Raw genomic sequence first — 17,328 nt, 5'->3', positions numbered from 1 at the left:
GTATACGGGCGCTCTGGGTTCGTTTAAAGTGATGAGTGAGAGGAGTGTAGAACTATGAAGTGGTTACTATTCTTGTTTATTTTAATACCGGCGATTGAGATTACAGTCTTAATTGGATCGAGTCATGTAATAGGTTTATGGTCTACGTTCGCTATGATTGTATTTACGGGTGTTGTAGGTGTCTATTTGGCGAAAAGACAAGGATTTAAAGTGCTTAGAGAGATTCAATCTAAGTTGAATAGAGGAGAAATGCCAGGAGGAGCGGTACTGGATGGTATTTTTATCTTTGTAGGAGGTATTCTTTTGGTACTTCCTGGATACGTAACAGATATAATAGGTTTGATCTTCGTTATCCCTATGACGAGGGCTTTGTTGAAGCCATTTGTTATGAAGTGGATGGAATGGAAGTTTAGAAAGAGTTCTACTATTATTGTGCAGAAATAGTGCTTAGATTATAGCGATCTAAGCACTATTTTTTTGCCCGCAAAAGGATGAGAGATGGATGAAGTTCTGTTGATTAAAGTTTTGCTGTATCATGCCTTAAAATGTGGTGAATGCGGAGGAGTTAAGTGGAAATCAGACTGCTCATACAAGTCCGGTTGGTGAAAGTTAATAATCGGTGGTGGACAAAATCTTTACTGATCATAGTTTTGCCTTATTATATTTGCTATGTATTTTTCGATTGGATATGGAGGTAGTTCTTAATGAATGTGTTGTAGGGAAATTCATATGAACTCAAGCTGGTTTTTGTATATAAAAAGAATCAAGTGGTATGGAAAAGTTAGATACGAACAGGAAAAATGTTAGTTTAAGTCTTATTTTATACCATTTTGCATATTTATTCATTTACATAAAAAGTAATAAATGTAAGTAATAATTATAAAAATAATAGAATAAATATGTAAAAATACCTCAGAATATGCGTTTTCTATGCAAAAAAACAAGAGTATTATCCTTTTTGTGGGAAATTCTCTTGTTGTATGTAATGAGTGTGAAAAACAAGTATAAGGAATAATCAGTGGGAAATTCCCACTGATTATATATAAGTTTTTTGTTGTATATGAATTAGAAACTATTATTTTGAAGGTGAGCCTTTAATATATTTCCACAAATCATGGAATACACGAGCTTTGTGCAATGTATTAAGTAGTACTAAGATGACTGGACCGATGATTAATCCTAAAAAGCCAAAAAGCTTAAAGCCGACAAATAGAGCGATCAGTGTTGCTAATGGATCGAGGCCGATATTAGATGAAAGTACTTTAGGCTCCATAATTTGTCTTTGGACAATCACGACGATGTATAAGATGAGAAGACCGATGGCGAAAGCGGTATCGCCAGTGAAAAATACGTATATAACCCAAGGAACGAAGACGGCACCTGTTCCTAAATACGGGAGTAAATCTACAACCCCTGTAATAATCGCGATAGTAATGGCGTATGGTACGCGTAATATTAAAAGTCCGATTAGTACAATAACAGTTGTCATAGATACGAGTGTAAGTTGCGCTTTAACAAAACCAAATAAAGCTTTTCTTAAGTCGACAAAAATAGTTTTTCCATAGCCATGAACACGATTGGGCAAAAATTTTCTTACTTTCTGAGCAAGATGATGCCAATCGTAACTAATGAAGAAAGTGGCTAATAAAACGAATACAAGGACAGTTAAAGTGGTTGGTAATGCACTAATGAAATTTGTTAACCCGCTTATAATAGCAGTTAAAAGTTCTTTCATTTGCGTCGTTGCTTCGGTTCCTAAGTTTTGAATGTTTTGTGTAATCGTATAGCGCTGTGGTTCCCCAAGATGATTAAATTTAGAAATTAAATCATCATAGAGAGGCATAATATGATTAAGTGCAAATTGCTCTGCGAATTTAACGATATCCGGGAACTTTACTGTAACAAGTTGTAGTAAGTATGTTGTGGCCGATATTGCTTCCGTTACAAGATATGTAACGAGTCCGACGATAGCTCCGAATACGAGAATTAAGCTAACGAGTACTGCTAGTGCGCGAGGAAATTGTAGTTTTTGATTAAGGAAATTGACGACGGGATTAATCAAATAAGCAAATGCGAAAGCGATAATAAAAGGATAGATAAGTCCTGACATATATAGTAATGCATAGAACCCGGCTACCGTTGCTACAATGACAAATATGAGTCGCAATATCATATATAGTAAGTTTCGGTTCAAAGATGTATACCTCCCATTCCAATTTGGATTATCCTAATTCGTTCAACTTATAACGAGTGTGCTGCACTGATTAAAGTTTCACTTTATGTTATAGTGGAATGATGGATTTTTCCTGCTTTTTCAGTACATGAGTGACTGTAAAAGCTTGGTGTTGATGCTTCTACTATATGGTAAAAACTTCATTTTCTCTTCTTTTTATTTTACCTGTTTCTTATTAGAAAAGAAAGGAGAGACAATCGTTTTCAAAAATGTATATAGGCTTAAATTTTTGATGATGAAAGTCTCAGTTTAGCATTTTAAAATACATAAAAAATGAAGTGGTTATTGTTGAATATACATCGATATAGCATGTATAACGATAGGTTTAAAGGTATTTTTGTTTGGAAATGAGTTCATTATTTTCAGAAAGGAAGTGCAAACATGATTAGTCAGTCAACGTTATTTTTATTCATACTACTTATTATAGGACTTGTTGCTAAAAACCAATCGCTTACTGTAGCTATTGGTGTGTTATTTTTATTGAAATTTACGTTTCTAGGAGATAAAGTCTTTCCTTATCTACAAACGAAAGGGATTAACCTCGGTGTAACGGTTATTACAATAGCAGTACTCGTACCGATTGCAACGGGGGAAATAGGTTTTAAACAACTTGGAGAAGCGGCGAAATCGTATTATGCATGGATTGCTTTAGCTTCAGGGGTAGCGGTTGCTTTGTTAGCGAAAGGCGGCGTACAATTATTGACGACGGATCCTCATATTACAACTGCGCTCGTTTTCGGGACAATTATAGCGGTTGCTTTATTTAATGGAGTTGCTGTAGGTCCATTAATTGGGGCTGGAATTGCCTATGCAGTTATGAGTATTATACAGATGTTTAAATAAGAAATTTTATAGTAATATAAAATTTTTGAATTCTTTCTGTTCACAAAAGTCAGATAATTGTTTATAATAGGATTAGAAACTTTGAAAAGTTACATAACAGCAGAGACTTTACACCAGATAAAATAAAAACAACATAAAACAATTTTATAATGATATTGTTTTATGTTGTTTTTATCATAAAACTCTTCGGGATTAATTTTCCTCACTAACTTGTTGTTTTGAGCGTGAGGATTCGGGGAGACATTCACGCTCATGCTTTCCATGTAAACAATGGACAATAAGAGGGGAACATCGCAACAAATTTGCATGATCGTGCATTTTGCTTGCCTAAAGAGTGAACGGGCGTTCATAATTCAAAAGGGAAGCAAATAGATATAAGGAGCAAGGTTGGGAGAATTTTCAGGAAAAGGAGAGAATGTCATGACTGTTATTCGAGGTTTAGAAGGGGTAGTAGCAACAACATCATCTGTGAGCTCTATTATTGATGATACATTAACTTATGTTGGGTATAATATTGATGATTTAGCTGAGAATGCTACATTTGAAGAAGTAGTGTACTTATTATGGCATCGCAAGCTTCCTAATGAACAAGAACTAGCGAAATTTAAAGAGATTGTATCGGAATACTATAAAGTTCCAGGTGAGATTTTAACATATTTGAAACAAGTAGATTTAAAAATCGCACATCCGATGTCTGTTTTACGAACTGCAATTTCCATGCTATCATTATACGATGAGAGCGCTGAAATTATGGATGAAAACTCCAATTATTTGAAAGCGGTTAAATTGCAGGCTCAAGTGGGAACTTTAGTTGCTGCTTATGCAAGAATTCGTAAAGGTTTAGATGTTGTTGAGCCTAGAAACGATTTATCATTAGCTGCAAACTTCTTGTACATGTTAAATGATCGCGAGCCAAATGAAGTTGAAATTGAAGCTTTTGACAAGGCGCTTGTACTTCACGCAGATCATGAGTTAAACGCTTCTACATTTACTGCACGCGTTTGTGTAGCTACACTTTCAGATGTATATTCTGGTATTACAGCAGCAATCGGTGCGTTAAAAGGTCCTCTTCACGGCGGGGCAAACGAAAATGTAATGAAGATGCTAACTGAAATTGGCGAAGAAGAAAATGTAGAATCATATATTCATAATGCTCTTCAAAATAAAGTGAAAATCATGGGCTTTGGCCACCGTGTATATGAGCAGGGTGATCCGCGTGCAAAACATTTACGCGAAATGTCTAAGAGATTATGCGTGCTTTTAGGAGAAGACAAATGGTATAATATGTCTATCAAAATTGAAGACATTGTAACAAAAGAAAAAGGTCTTCCACCAAATGTTGATTTCTATTCAGCTTCTGTATACCATTGTTTAGGAATTGACCATGACTTATTTACACCTATTTTTGCAATTAGCCGTATGTCAGGCTGGTTAGCTCATATTCTAGAACAATATGAAAACAACCGTTTAATCCGTCCGCGTGCTGATTATAATGGACCAACACATCAAGTGTACGTTCCAATTGCACAACGATAAGCGAAAAACACTATTTTGATAGTGAAAATACGCTTTCAAAAGTCTGATTTTTTCGGAAAGACGTAATGATTAGAATATTTTAATTTAAATAACGGTTTGAACTGAGGGGTTATTCCCTCAGTTTCATACATATGAAATTTCAAACATGGGGGTTATCACATTGACGACAGGTGAAAAAATTACTGTAACTAATGGTGTTATGAATGTACCAAACAATCCGATTATTCCATTTATCGAAGGAGATGGAATTGGTCCTGATATTTGGGCAGCTGCATCTCGTGTACTAGAAGCAGCAGTTGAAAAAGCTTATGATGGTGAGAAGAAAATCGTTTGGAAAGAAGTGCTTGCAGGGGAAAAAGCATTCAACCAAACAGGCGAGTGGTTACCAGAAGAAACTTTAAATTTAATCCGTGAATATTTAATCGCGATTAAAGGTCCACTTACAACTCCAGTTGGCGGTGGTATTCGTTCTCTAAACGTAGCACTTCGTCAAGAATTAGATTTATATGTATGTCTACGTCCAGTTCGTTATTTTGATGGTGTTCCTTCACCTGTAAAACGTCCGGAAGATACTGATATGGTTATTTTCCGTGAGAATACAGAAGACATTTATGCTGGAATTGAATATGCACAAGGATCTCCGGAAGCAGAAAAAGTCCTTGCTTTCTTAAAAGAAGCAATGGGTGTTAATAAAATCCGCTTCCCAGAAACATCTGGTATTGGTATTAAACCAATCTCAGAAGAAGGGACAAAGCGTCTTGTTCGTGCTGCAATTCAATATGCAATTAACGAAAAACGTTCTTCTGTTACATTAGTTCATAAAGGAAACATTATGAAATTTACAGAAGGTGCTTTCAAAAACTGGGGTTACGAAGTAGCAGAACAAGAATTCGGCGATAAAGTATTTACTTGGGCTGAATATGATCGTATCGTTGAGAAAGATGGTAAAGATGCAGCGAATAAAGCGATGGCAGACGCTGAAGTGGCTGGAAAAATCATCGTAAAAGATTCTATTGCAGACATCTTCTTACAACAAATTTTAACTCGTCCACGTGAGTTCGATGTTGTTGCAACAATGAACTTAAACGGAGACTACATCTCTGATGCACTTGCTGCACAAGTAGGTGGAATTGGTATTGCACCTGGTGCAAACATCAACTATGTGACTGGACATGCTATCTTTGAAGCTACACATGGTACAGCTCCAAAATATGCAGGTTTAGACAAAGTAAACCCATCTTCAGTTCTTCTTTCTGGTGTATTATTATTAGAGCACTTAGGATGGAACGAAGCTGCGAAATTAGTAACTGATTCAGTTGAGAAAACAATTGCTTCAAAAGTAGTAACTTATGATTTCGCACGCTTAATGGAAGGTGCAACAGAAGTGAAATGTTCTGAGTTCGCTAATGAACTTATTAAAAACATGGATGTAGCGATAATCAAAAACGCATAATTAAAGCGGGGGGGTAAATTATGACAATCAAACGCAAGAAAGTTTCAGTCATCGGTGCAGGATTTACAGGAGCAACAACAGCATTCTTATTAGCACAAAAAGAACTTGCAGATGTTGTATTAGTGGACATTCCACAACTGGAAAATCCAACAAAAGGGAAAGCGTTAGATATGTTAGAAGCGAGCCCAGTACAAGGTTTTGATGCTAACATTATTGGAACATCTGATTACGCAGATACTGCTGATTCTGACGTTGTCGTTATTACAGCAGGTATTGCACGTAAGCCTGGTATGAGCCGTGATGACTTAGTAGCAACAAACTCTAAAATTATGAAAAGTATTACGCGCGACATTGCAAAACATTCACCAAATGCGATTATTGTTGTATTAACAAATCCAGTTGATGCAATGACATATTCTGTATTTAAAGAAGCAGGATTCCCGAAAGAGCGTGTTATCGGTCAATCGGGCGTATTAGATACAGCTCGTTTCCGTACATTTATTGCACAAGAATTAAATCTTTCTGTGAAAGACATTACAGGGTTTGTTCTTGGTGGACACGGTGACGATATGGTACCTCTTGTACGTTATTCTTATGCAGGTGGCATTCCGTTAGAAACGTTAATTCCGAAAGAGCGTTTAGAAGCAATCGTAGAACGTACCCGTAAAGGTGGCGGCGAGATTGTAGGCTTATTAGGAAACGGTAGTGCATATTACGCACCAGCTGCTTCTTTAGTTGAAATGACAGAAGCAATCTTAAAAGATCAACGCCGTGTATTACCAGCTATTGCGTACCTTGAAGGTGAATATGGTTATAGCGACCTTTACTTAGGCGTACCAGTAATTCTAGGTGGTAACGGAATTGAAAAAATTATTGAGTTAGAACTTCTTACAGATGAAAGAGAAGCGTTAGATCGCTCTGTAGAATCTGTACGTAATGTAATGAAGGTTCTTGTTTAATAATTAAATATAAGTAGAAAAAGATTCGGGGTCCCGAATCTTTTTCTACTATTTATTCAAATGTTTTTTTGAAATAATATGAAAACGCTATCATTTGGTGTATCCTATAATGAAACTATAGATTTATACTATACATTGCCCTCATCATAGTAAATTTCGGATAAGGTATCGCTATTAGTAGGATAATAAGGTGAAAAAATCGGAGGGGGTTGTAACATGTTAAAGAAAAAAGTTCAAATTGGTCGTAGAATGGATGAAATTACAGTAGGAGAGAAATTATCTATCACTGAAAAAATTGAGGATAAAGATTTGTTATTGTACTTAGGGTTAACGAATGATGCCAATCCATTATATATTCAGCATGATTACGCATCCCAAACTCCGTATGAAAAGCCGATTGTACCAAGCATTATGCTAACTGGAATGATTACAACGGCAGTTACGAAATATTTACCAGGTCCAGGCAGTCATATTACTAGGAAGGACCTTACGTTCGTGAAGCATGTTCACCATTATGAAACGTTACAAATCCACTTTGAAGTTGTGGCTGTTTCTGAGGAGGAACATACAATTGATATGCTTGTATCTGCTCATGATGAAAAAGGAGAAACGGTTGTAAAAGGTTCTTTAACAGTAACGCCGCCTTTTAAATCAGTTTCTATTATGGAAAAAGCATTAGATAATTTTTAAAACATGAAAATATGAATAGCGCTAGCATTCCTTTCTATAAGGGGGCTAGCGCTATTTTTAGTTGAAGAATCCTTGTGTGAATCCTTCGGCGAAATCGGAACAACCTGTTTTAATAGTATCCCAGCTTGGGGCGTTGAAAGTAAGAATACATGTTACTACTAAAGATAGAATAGGTAGAACTAATCGCATAATAGACCTCCGTGTTTTTAATATTTATATATTTAAATTAATAATATAAAGATTAATAATGTAAGTCAATAAAAGGGGTGATTTTTAAGGTGAAGTGGAAAAAAGAAGATGTTATCTTTGAAACGATAAGAGAAGCTGAAGTGTGGCAGACGGGGTCGCGAATGAAATGTATGGAAGACTATTTGATAGATATGAAACACCGGACTATAAAATAGCGTATGCTCTTTCGTTTTTCCTAGCGCAGGAGAGGGGATTTGTGGTTCATACGGAAGAATACTTTGAAAAAGGTAGGTTTATCTACCGAGTTTGGATAGCGGAGAGGGAGAGAGAATGAAGTTTTAATTGCTTTTATTTTCGAAGCATTAGTAGAAACGAGCTCCATGAATAGACAATTATATTGAGAGGGACCTTGTTTTCTAGTATGATGAGAATAACGGGGAAAATACTAGGATGAAGAAGGTTTCAAGTCTATAACTTGGAGGAAAAGAATGAACAATCGTATTTTAGTAGTTGATGATGAGGAATTTATCTTAACTTTAATTGAATTTAATCTACAACAAGCTGGGTTTGAAGTGATAACAGCGATGGATGGAGAAATGGCGCTTCAAAAAGCGACAACAGAACGCCCAGATTTAATTATATTAGATTTAATGCTTCCAAAAATGGATGGTATGGAAGTGTGTAAAGAATTACGATTGCAGCGCGTTATGACGCCGATTTTAATGTTAACAGCAAAAGATGATGAATTTGATAAGGTGCTAGGTCTTGAACTTGGGGCAGATGATTATATGACGAAGCCATTTAGCCCAAGGGAAGTTGTTGCGCGTGTGAAGGCAATTTTGCGCCGCACGAAATTACAACAAGAAGAACAAGTGAAAGAAGCGTCAGATGAAGAGAGCATCACACTTGCTGAACTTAAAATTTTGCCGGAATTTTATGAGGCTTATTTCCAAGGAAGAAAGCTTGAATTAACACCAAAAGAATTTGAACTACTTGTTTATCTTGCGAAAAATAAAAGTCGCGTGTTGACACGTGATCAATTATTAAGTGCTGTATGGAACTATGATTTTGCTGGTGATACACGAATTGTTGACGTTCATATTAGCCATTTGCGCGATAAAATTGAACAAAATACGAAAAAACCGACGTACATTAAAACGATACGTGGTTTAGGATATAAATTAGAGGAGCCAAAAGGGGATGAATAAATTTCGTTCCAGGCTTCTTTTTACATTTGTTTCTCTTATTGTTTTTATTTTAGTTGGACTAGGTTTATTACTGGAAACCGTGTTTGAAAACTACTATATAGATCATGCAAAAGAGAGAATGGTAAAAGAGACAGAGTATGTTGCGGTATTAGCAGAAGAACAGGGTTTTGATGATGTTTTAAAAAATCCATATGTATTTGAAAAGTTAGAAGAAAAAATACAGGCTTCTATTGCATTTGTAGATGAAAAAAAGAAAGTTCAATATAGCGGAGGAGAACAGTCTGCTTTTAGTGAAGGGATAATTAAAGAACTTTCTTCTGAAACAACAAAACAAAGAAACAAAGTCATTACGAAAGAAACAGATCAGAATAATGAATTTTACCATGCGGTATTCGTTCAAGATGTAGCAGGGAAACAAGGGTACATTTTGGTGAAAAGTACAATTGAGCCTTTGAAATCTGTTCATCAAAAAACGTGGGGATTATTAATTATCGGATTTGTTATCGCTTGTCTCGTAGTCGTATTTTTAGGTATGAAAATTACAGGGCAATATATTAGGCCAATTGAATCCGTTACGAAAGTTGCTATCGAATTAGCGAAGGGAAATTATAAAGCACGCGCTTATGAAAGTCATTCGGATGAAACGGGAATGCTGAGTAAAGCAATTAATATTTTAGCCCGTAATTTACAAGAGATGACACTTGAGCAAGAAATGCAACAAGATCGTCTGCATACGTTAATTGAAAATATGGGAAGCGGAATGATTTTAATTGATAGCCGCGGTTATATAAACCTTGTAAACCGTTCTTATAAGGAGACTTTCCACGTAACAGATGAAGAATATTTAGATCGTTTATATTATGAGTCGTTTCATCATACAGAAATTATAGAGCTCGTGGAAGAAATCTTTATGACAGAAGTGAAAGTGCGTAAACAAATGTTATTGCCGCTTGGAATTGAGCGAAAGCATTTTGAAGTATATGGAGCACCGATTATCGGGACGAACCATGAATGGAAAGGGATTGTCCTTGTATTCCATGACATTACTGAGCTAAAGAAATTAGAACAAATGAGAAAAGACTTTTTAGCGAATGTTTCTCATGAACTAAAGACACCGATTACTTCTATTAAAGGTTTTTCAGAAACGCTCTTGGACGGTGCTATGGATAATAAAAAATTCTGCGAACATTTCTTGCACATTATTTTAAAAGAAAGTGAGCGCATGCAAGGATTAATTGAAGATTTATTAGATTTATCAAAGATTGAGCAACAAGGATTTAAATTGAGTATGGGGACCGTTGATATGAAGGGACTTCTTGAAGACATTCATATGGTGCTTGATAACAAAGCAGGAGAAAAAGAAATTTCTTTACAAGTAAATGCGCTAAAAGGAGTCTCGGTCATTGGAGATCCAAGTCGTTTGAAGCAAATCTTTATTAATTTAATGAATAACGCAATCGTATATACGCCGGCTGGAGGCGTTGTTTCTGTAGAATTAGTAGAAGATAAATATAATGCTTATATAAAAGTATCGGATACGGGAATTGGTATTAGTAAAGATGAAATTCCGCGTATTTTTGAACGCTTTTACCGAGTGGATAAAGCGAGAAGTAGAAATACTGGTGGTACAGGCCTTGGATTATCGATTGTAAAGCATTTAGTTGAGGCACATCACGGCACGATTACAGTGGATAGTGAAGTTGGGGAAGGGACAACATTTACAGTTGTTTTACCAAAATCAGCAACTGAAAAATAGGATGAAGGATGTTTACAATATATTAACAATGGCTTAATTAAATATTAATAAAGGTCTGTTAATATAATACATGAAAACCCCTTCATCCAAGGAGTAATTTTGGACGAGAATAGTTATGCTGTTCTCGTCACTTCTCTTTTATGTTAGTAAACGTTTATATATATGATAGAAAATAGCCGTTATTTTTCTTCTCTCTATTAGTCATGTTAATATAGAGAGAGGAAAGGAACGGTTTTTTTTCTGTGAAAAAAATCATTTCAAATTTGTATGGGGAGGTTTCTGGTTTGGAAAAAAAGGTCGTATTAGTAGATGGTAACAATATCGCGTATCGTGCTTTCTTTGCACTACCGCTTTTAAATAACGACAAAGGTATACATACGAACGCAATTTACGGTTTTACAATGATGTTAATGAGAATATTAGAGGAAGAAAAACCAACGCATATGTTAGTAGCGTTTGATGCGGGTAAAACGACATTCCGTCATAAAACGTATAGTGAGTATAAAGGAGGACGTCAAAAGACTCCACCTGAATTATCAGAGCAATTCCCGTTTATTCGTGAGATGCTTGATGCATTCAACGTACCGCGTTATGAATTAGAAAATTATGAAGCGGATGACATTATGGGGACGTTAGCGAAAGAAGCGAGTGAACAAGGGTTTCATGTAAAAGTTATTTCAGGAGATAAAGACTTACTGCAACTTGTTTCAGATAATACACTCGTATGTATTCCACGCAAAGGGATTACAGAAGTGGATGAATATACGAAAGAAGCTTTATTTGAGAAATACAGCTTATCACCAAAGCAAATTATCGATATGAAAGGTTTAATGGGAGACCAGTCAGATAATATTCCAGGTGTACCAGGAGTTGGTGAAAAAACTGCGATTAAATTGTTAACACAGTTTGAAACGGTCGAGGCAGTGTATGAAAATATAGATCAAGTAAGCGGGAAGAAATTAAAAGAAAAGCTAGAAGCAAATAAAGACCAAGCTCTTATGAGTAAAGATCTTGCAACTATTATTACAGATGCGCCGATTACAGTGCATGTGGATGATATGGAGTATAAAGGGTATGAAGCAAGTGATGTGATTCCAATGTTCGAGAATTTAGGATTTACATCACTTTTAAATAAATTAGGTGTTACGCCAGAAGAAACGACTCCAGCTGAATTAGATGATATTACATTTGATATTGTGGAAGAAGTTACAGAAGAAATGCTAGTGCAAGATAGTGCGCTTATTGTTGAAGTACAAGAAGATAACTATCATAAAGCGGACATTCAAGGTTTTGGTATTCAAAATGAAAATGGCTGTTACTTTATTCAAACAGAAATTGCTCTTAAGTCAGACGCTTTTAAAGAGTGGCTTGCAGATGGAGAAATGAGAAAGTATACATTTGATGCGAAGCGCGCAATCGTTGCACTTAAATGGAACGGGATAGATATGCAAGGGATTGACTTTGATCTACTAATCGCTGCTTATTTACTTGACCCGGCTGATACGGATAAAGATTTCCGTACTGTAGCAAAAATGAAAGAAACACATGCTGTGAAATCTGATGAAGAAGTTTACGGAAAAGGTGCGAAGCGTGCTGTTCCAGAGCTAGAAGTAGTAGCGGAGCATGTAGCTCGTAAAGTGCACGTATTATATGATGTAAAGCAAACATTCGTTGAAGAGTTACAAAAGAATGAGCAATATGAACTGTTTACAGAGTTAGAATTACCACTTGCGCGTGTATTAGCTGATATGGAAGTAAAAGGTGTAAAAGTTGATACGGAGCGTCTTCGTAATATGGGAGAAGAACTTGCAGGTAGATTAAAGGAAATGGAACAGGAAATTTATAAGCTTGCGGGAACAGAATTTAATATTAATTCACCGAAGCAGCTTGGTGTTATTCTGTTTGAGAACTTAAACTTACCAGTTATTAAAAAGACGAAAACAGGTTATTCTACGTCAGCAGATGTACTAGAAAAGCTTATGGATCGCCATGAAATCATTCCAAACATTTTACATTATCGTCAATTAGGGAAACTAAATTCAACTTATATTGAAGGTTTATTAAAAGTTGTACATGAAGATTCATCTAAAATCCATACTCGTTTCAATCAAGTATTAACGCAAACAGGTCGATTAAGTTCAACGGATCCGAACTTGCAAAATATCCCGATTCGATTAGAAGAAGGAAGAAAGATTCGTCAGGCATTTGTTCCATCAGAAGAAGGATGGATTATGTATGCGGCAGATTATTCACAAATTGAACTTCGCGTATTAGCTCATATTGCAAATGATAAAGGGCTAGTTGAAGCGTTCCAACATGACATGGATATTCATACGAAAACAGCGATGGATGTATTTGGCGTTGAAAAAGATGAAGTAACTTCGAATATGAGACGACAAGCGAAAGCTGTCAATTTCGGAATTGTATATGGTATTAGTGATTATGGTCTTTCGCAAAACTTAGGAATTACAAGAAAAGCAGCAGCGGAATTTATTGAAAAGTATTTAGAAAGTTTCCCTGGTGTACAAGAATACATGAGTGACATCGTAAAAGATGCGAAACAAAAAGGGTATGTGGCTACATTATTAAATCGCCGCCGTTATATTCCGGAAATTACGAGTCGTAATTTCAATTTACGTAGCTTTGCTGAGCGTACGGCTATGAATACACCAATTCAAGGGACTGCAGCAGATATTATTAAAAAAGCGATGATTATTATGGCAGACCGTCTAGAAGAAGAAGGATTACAGGCGCGTCTACTTCTGCAAGTACACGATGAATTGATATTTGAAGCACCAAAAGAAGAAATTGAAAAATTAGAGAAGCTTGTACCTGAAGTAATGGAGCATGCGATTGAACTTGCGGTTCCGCTGAAAGTTGATTATTCTTACGGTCCAACTTGGTACGACGCAAAATAAGGAAGTGATGAAATGCCTGAATTACCAGAGGTTGAAAATGTTAGGCGGACGCTTGAAAATCTTGTAACAGGAAAAACGATTGAAGATGTCATTATTACTTATCCAAAAATAGTAAAACGTCCGGATGATGCAGAAATCTTTAAAGAAATGCTAAGAGGCGAGAAGATTGAAAATATAAAGCGAAGAGGAAAGTTTTTGCTTTTATATGTAACGAATTATGTTATTGTTTCACATTTACGTATGGAAGGTAAGTTTTTACTGCATCAAGAGGATGAGCCAATTGATAAGCATACACACGTCCGTTTCTTATTTACAGATGGAACTGAATTACATTATAAAGATGTGAGAAAGTTTGGTACGATGCATCTCTTTAAGAAAGGTGAAGAATTGAATCAAATGCCTCTTGCTGACTTAGGTCCGGAGCCGTTTGATGCTGAATTGACACCGCAGTATTTACAAGAAAGATTGCAAAAGACCAATCGTAAAATAAAAGTCGTATTATTAGACCAGCGTCTTTTAGTAGGGCTTGGAAATATATATGTAGATGAGGTTTTATTCCGTTCTCAAATTCATCCGGAACGAGAAGCTTCGTCTTTAACAGCAGAAGAAATTGAACGAATTTACGAGGCGACTGTTACAACGTTAGGTGAAGCAGTGAAGCGAGGCGGAAGTACAATTCGAACGTATATGAATTCGCAAGGGCAAATTGGCTCATTCCAAGAACTTCTAAATGTATACGGAAAAAAAGGAGAACCATGTGTGACTTGCGGTACGATATTAGAAAAAACAGTTGTTGGCGGAAGAGGAACGCATTACTGCCCGATTTGTCAGCCGAGAATATAGAAAAGAGATAACATTGGATAGGCATTTGTCATATACATACAGCAGGGCTATGTATAAGGGAGGAGCTTACCGATGTACCTTTATTTATCTCTTATTTTATTAGCTTTTACATTAAGCTTAGATAGCTGTAGTGTAGGGCTAACATATGGTTTAAGAAGCGTAAGAATTCCACTAAGATCAATTATAATTATCGGAATGTGTTCAGCGGCTGTTATGCTTGTTTCAATGGGAATTGGACATATGATCGCGAAAATATTTTCACCTGTTATCGCAACGCGTATCGGTGGGCTTGTTCTTATTGGAATAGGAATTTGGGTATTATATCAATTTTTTCGAAGTGAGAAAAAAGAAGAACCAAAGCAAGAGGAGAAGGTTTGGAAATTAGAAATTGCTTCGCTCGGGCTAGTGATTCAAATTTTACGGAAACCGACTGTTGCAGATTTTGATAAATCAGGCACCATTTCCGCAGGAGAAGCATTGCTTCTTGGTATCGCTCTTTCTATAGATTCGTTCGGTGCTGGAATTGGTGCATCTTTATTAGGGTATGCGCCCGCTATGATGGCGATATTAGTTGCGGTTATGAGTTCTTTGTTTTTATTTATTGGAATGAAACTTGGAACGGTTTTATCAAACATGAAGTGGTTACAAAAATTTACATTCCTGCCTGGGGTATTACTCATTATTATTGGAATTTGGAAAATGTAAGTATGGGCGTGGAACATTAGTTTCGCGCCTTTTATATTGTGAGGAGGATTATGATGACAGTAGTAATTGGATTAACGGGAGGCATTGCAAGCGGAAAAAGTACAGTGTCTCAAATGTTTCGTGAACTGAGTATACCAGTTATTGATGCAGATATTATTGCAAGAGAAGTTGTAGAGCGAGGAAAACCAGCATATAACAAAATTGTAGAAGTGTTTGGAACGGAAGTATTACAAGAAGATGGAGAATTGGATCGCCCGAAATTAGGAAGTGTCGTTTTCTATAATGAAGAAAAACGATTGCAGTTAAATAAAATCGTTCATCCTGCAGTTCGTGAGGAAATGAATACACAAAAGGAAAAGTACATAAAGGAAGGTATGCAAGCGGTTGTGTTAGATATACCTCTCTTATTTGAAAGCAAATTAACAAGTCTCGTTGACCGCGTATTAGTTGTAGCGGTTAAGCCACATACGCAATTAGAACGTTTAATGAAACGAAATAATTTTTCAGAAGAAGAAGCAACAGTTCGTATTCAATCTCAAATGCCGTTAGAAGAAAAAGTGAAAAATGCAGATGAAGTGATAAATAATGATGGCACAATTATGGGAACGAAAACACAATTACAGGTGATTTTAAAGAATTGGAACATTATTGACTAAAAAATTGTGAAATTAATGAAAATGCTTAGTGACATATCCCCTTTTTGTGTTATACTATTATTGGGATTGGAGATAAATAGTATAACGCATTCAAGGGGGATAACATATTATGACTCGTGTGGCAATTAATGGATTTGGACGTATTGGGAGAATGGTATTTCGTCAGGCAATAAAAGAAAGCGCATTCGAAATTGTAGCAATCAATGCAAGCTATCCATCTGAAACGTTAGCACATTTAATTAAATATGATACAGTTCACGGCAAGTTTGACGGAACAGTAGAAGCATTTGAAGATCACTTGTTAGTTGATGGGAAAATGATTCGCCTTTTAAACAACCGCGATCCAAAGGAATTGCCTTGGACAGATTTAGGTGTTGAAGTTGTAATTGAAGCAACTGGTAAATTTAATTCAAAAGAAAAAGCAATTCTTCATGTTGAAGCTGGAGCGAAAAAGGTTATTTTAACAGCGCCTGGTAAAAATGAAGATGTAACAATTGTAGTTGGTGTGAACGAAGACCAATTAGATATTGCAAAACATACTGTTATTTCAAATGCATCTTGCACAACAAACTGTTTAGCGCCTGTTGTTAAGGTGTTAGATGAGCAGTTTGGAATTGAAAACGGTTTAATGACAACTGTTCACGCTTATACAAATGACCAAAAAAATATTGATAACCCACATAAAGATTTAAGAAGAGCGCGTGCTTGCGGACAATCAATCATTCCGACAACGACAGGTGCCGCGAAAGCGCTTGCAAAAGTTCTTCCGCATTTAAACGGAAAACTTCATGGTATGGCACTTCGTGTACCAACGCCAAACGTGTCTCTTGTTGACTTAGTAGTAGATGTAAAACGTGATGTGACAGTTGAAGCTATTAATGAAGCATTCAAAACTGTTGCAAACGGTGCGTTAAAAGGCATTGTAGAATTCAGCGAAGAGCCTTTAGTATCTATTGACTTTAATACAAATACACACTCAGCTATTATTGATGGTTTATCTACAATGGTAATGGGTGATCGTAAAGTGAAAGTACTTGCTTGGTATGATAACGAGTGGGGCTACTCTCGTCGTGTTGTAGATCTTGTAACGTTAGTTGTTGATGAATTAGCGAAACAAAAAAATGTGCAACATATTTAAGTGAATAAGGGAGAGGGCAAGTGAATATTTGCCCTCTTTTTTTATTTTTTTCTGAAAAGGAAAAAAATTATAGGAGTATATTTTTGAAAGTGGACATACCACGAAACGTTGTGATTACTGTATTTGTGAATCATTTATTTTTTTAGGGAAAAGTAAAGAGGAAAATATGACAGAAAATCGAAAAAACTGTTGTTGCAAAAT

General features: G+C 36.0%; 15 protein-coding genes and 1 pseudogene. 14 read left to right on the top strand and 2 right to left on the bottom strand.

Annotated features, from left to right (window positions below):
* The first annotated feature begins 54 nt into the window (after positions 1-54).
* Positions 55-444: an FxsA family protein gene (locus tag JDS99_RS09325; protein ID WP_048544357.1), complete on the top strand. Its 390-nt coding sequence runs from the start codon at positions 55-57 to the stop codon at positions 442-444.
* A gap of 631 nt (positions 445-1,075) precedes the next feature.
* Here JDS99_RS09325 and ytvI read toward each other — a convergent pair.
* On the bottom strand, positions 1,076-2,194 hold the full coding sequence (gene ytvI / locus JDS99_RS09320) for a sporulation integral membrane protein YtvI (RefSeq protein ID WP_088064550.1): 1,119 nt from the start codon (positions 2,192-2,194) through the stop codon (positions 1,076-1,078).
* A gap of 420 nt (positions 2,195-2,614) precedes the next feature.
* Between ytvI and JDS99_RS09315 the strand changes: the two genes are divergently transcribed.
* The 5 genes from JDS99_RS09315 to JDS99_RS09295 all read left to right on the top strand — a co-directional run bounded on the left by JDS99_RS09315 (position 2,615) and on the right by JDS99_RS09295 (position 7,714).
* A complete protein-coding gene (locus tag JDS99_RS09315) occupies positions 2,615-3,076 on the top strand; it encodes a DUF441 domain-containing protein (RefSeq protein WP_000625511.1) in 462 nt (153 codons plus the stop codon).
* 387 nt (positions 3,077-3,463) lie between these two features.
* Complete coding sequence (gene citZ, locus JDS99_RS09310; protein WP_000503659.1) at positions 3,464-4,612, top strand: citrate synthase; 1,149 nt, start codon at positions 3,464-3,466, stop codon at positions 4,610-4,612.
* Between the two features lie 160 nt (positions 4,613-4,772).
* Positions 4,773-6,065 (top strand): NADP-dependent isocitrate dehydrogenase, encoded by a 1,293-nt coding sequence (gene icd, locus JDS99_RS09305; RefSeq protein WP_000206896.1) that lies wholly within the window; start codon positions 4,773-4,775, stop codon positions 6,063-6,065.
* 20 nt (positions 6,066-6,085) lie between these two features.
* On the top strand, positions 6,086-7,024 hold the full coding sequence (gene mdh / locus JDS99_RS09300) for a malate dehydrogenase (RefSeq protein ID WP_000153236.1): 939 nt from the start codon (positions 6,086-6,088) through the stop codon (positions 7,022-7,024).
* Between the two features lie 216 nt (positions 7,025-7,240).
* Positions 7,241-7,714 (top strand): MaoC family dehydratase, encoded by a 474-nt coding sequence (locus JDS99_RS09295; protein ID WP_000914190.1) that lies wholly within the window; start codon positions 7,241-7,243, stop codon positions 7,712-7,714.
* Positions 7,715-7,771: 57 nt separating this feature from the next.
* Here the strand turns inward: JDS99_RS09295 and JDS99_RS32350 are convergent, their stop codons facing one another.
* Positions 7,772-7,903, bottom strand: coding sequence for a hypothetical protein (locus JDS99_RS32350; RefSeq protein WP_002122970.1), 132 nt, complete (start codon positions 7,901-7,903; stop codon positions 7,772-7,774).
* Positions 7,904-7,992: 89 nt separating this feature from the next.
* On the opposite strand from JDS99_RS32350, the pseudogene JDS99_RS31950 reads away from it, so the two are divergent.
* The 8 genes and pseudogenes from JDS99_RS31950 (at position 7,993) to JDS99_RS09255 (ending at position 17,127) form a co-directional block, all read left to right on the top strand.
* Positions 7,993-8,237: pseudogene (locus JDS99_RS31950) on the top strand (hypothetical protein).
* 154 nt (positions 8,238-8,391) lie between these two features.
* Positions 8,392-9,111, top strand: coding sequence for a two-component system response regulator PhoP (phoP, locus tag JDS99_RS09285; protein WP_001065223.1), 720 nt, complete (start codon positions 8,392-8,394; stop codon positions 9,109-9,111).
* Complete coding sequence (gene phoR, locus JDS99_RS09280) at positions 9,104-10,867, top strand: sensory box histidine kinase PhoR (protein ID WP_088064549.1); 1,764 nt, start codon at positions 9,104-9,106, stop codon at positions 10,865-10,867. Before phoP ends, phoR begins: the two co-directional genes overlap by 8 nt.
* A gap of 284 nt (positions 10,868-11,151) precedes the next feature.
* Positions 11,152-13,785: a DNA polymerase I gene (gene polA / locus JDS99_RS09275; RefSeq protein WP_048544346.1), complete on the top strand. Its 2,634-nt coding sequence runs from the start codon at positions 11,152-11,154 to the stop codon at positions 13,783-13,785.
* A gap of 12 nt (positions 13,786-13,797) precedes the next feature.
* A complete protein-coding gene (gene mutM, locus JDS99_RS09270) occupies positions 13,798-14,628 on the top strand; it encodes a DNA-formamidopyrimidine glycosylase (RefSeq protein ID WP_087985380.1) in 831 nt (276 codons plus the stop codon).
* Between the two features lie 72 nt (positions 14,629-14,700).
* Positions 14,701-15,333 (top strand): sporulation membrane protein YtaF, encoded by a 633-nt coding sequence (gene ytaF, locus JDS99_RS09265; protein WP_000281739.1) that lies wholly within the window; start codon positions 14,701-14,703, stop codon positions 15,331-15,333.
* A gap of 53 nt (positions 15,334-15,386) precedes the next feature.
* Positions 15,387-15,989 (top strand): dephospho-CoA kinase, encoded by a 603-nt coding sequence (coaE, locus tag JDS99_RS09260; protein WP_000219319.1) that lies wholly within the window; start codon positions 15,387-15,389, stop codon positions 15,987-15,989.
* 109 nt (positions 15,990-16,098) lie between these two features.
* Positions 16,099-17,127 (top strand): glyceraldehyde-3-phosphate dehydrogenase, encoded by a 1,029-nt coding sequence (locus JDS99_RS09255; protein ID WP_097844335.1) that lies wholly within the window; start codon positions 16,099-16,101, stop codon positions 17,125-17,127.
* The last annotated feature ends 201 nt before the right edge of the window (positions 17,128-17,328 follow it).

The sequence above is a fragment of the Bacillus cereus group sp. N6 genome, assembly GCF_016483705.1.
Lineage (GTDB): Bacteria > Bacillota > Bacilli > Bacillales > Bacillaceae_G > Bacillus_A > Bacillus_A wiedmannii.
Note: the sequence above shows the minus strand (reverse complement) of the source record. Positions and strands in the feature narration are given on the sequence as shown.

Coding starts and splice junctions, on each gene's coding strand:
- JDS99_RS09315 (WP_000625511.1), top strand. CDS start 2,615: ATGATTAGTCAGTCAACGTTATTTTTATTCATACTACTTATTATAGGA.
- phoR (WP_088064549.1), top strand. CDS start 9,104: ATGAATAAATTTCGTTCCAGGCTTCTTTTTACATTTGTTTCTCTTATT.
- JDS99_RS09255 (WP_097844335.1), top strand. CDS start 16,099: ATGACTCGTGTGGCAATTAATGGATTTGGACGTATTGGGAGAATGGTA.
- mdh (WP_000153236.1), top strand. CDS start 6,086: ATGACAATCAAACGCAAGAAAGTTTCAGTCATCGGTGCAGGATTTACA.
- mutM (WP_087985380.1), top strand. CDS start 13,798: ATGCCTGAATTACCAGAGGTTGAAAATGTTAGGCGGACGCTTGAAAAT.
- JDS99_RS09325 (WP_048544357.1), top strand. CDS start 55: ATGAAGTGGTTACTATTCTTGTTTATTTTAATACCGGCGATTGAGATT.
- JDS99_RS09295 (WP_000914190.1), top strand. CDS start 7,241: ATGTTAAAGAAAAAAGTTCAAATTGGTCGTAGAATGGATGAAATTACA.
- JDS99_RS32350 (WP_002122970.1), bottom strand. CDS start 7,903: ATGCGATTAGTTCTACCTATTCTATCTTTAGTAGTAACATGTATTCTT.
- phoP (WP_001065223.1), top strand. CDS start 8,392: ATGAACAATCGTATTTTAGTAGTTGATGATGAGGAATTTATCTTAACT.
- coaE (WP_000219319.1), top strand. CDS start 15,387: ATGACAGTAGTAATTGGATTAACGGGAGGCATTGCAAGCGGAAAAAGT.
- ytaF (WP_000281739.1), top strand. CDS start 14,701: ATGTACCTTTATTTATCTCTTATTTTATTAGCTTTTACATTAAGCTTA.